This window comes from Bartonella sp. AA83SXKL (assembly GCF_042196965.1).
In the GTDB taxonomy this organism is placed as follows: Bacteria; Pseudomonadota; Alphaproteobacteria; order Rhizobiales; family Rhizobiaceae; genus Bartonella.
The window spans coordinates 319-571 of sequence record NZ_JBHIRG010000319.1 but is presented as its reverse complement, the minus strand read 5'-3'; the positions used below and the strand labels follow the sequence as shown (position 1 = coordinate 571).

Sequence of the window (253 nt, the reverse complement as noted above, 5' to 3'; positions counted from 1 at the left end):
ACAACTTTTATCACTGTTGCTACAACACGGCCAGAAACAATGCTCGGTGATACAGGAATTGCGGTTAATCCTGAAGATGATCGTTATAGAAATCTTATAGGTCAAAATGCTATTTTACCCCTTGTGGGGCGTAGGTTGTCGATTGTTGCTGATGCTTATGCCAATCCTGATGAGGGAAGTGGTGCTGTAAAAATCACGCCAGCACATGACTTTAATGATTTTGAAGTGGGTAGGCGCAATAATTTACGCTTGA

The 253-nt window shown here is 41.9% G+C and carries 1 protein-coding gene; it reads left to right on the top strand.

Features of this window, described 5'->3' with window-relative positions; all coding sequences use genetic code 11:
• On the top strand, positions 1-253 hold a 253-nt coding region (locus ACFINO_RS11375; protein WP_375655958.1), incomplete at both ends, for a hypothetical protein.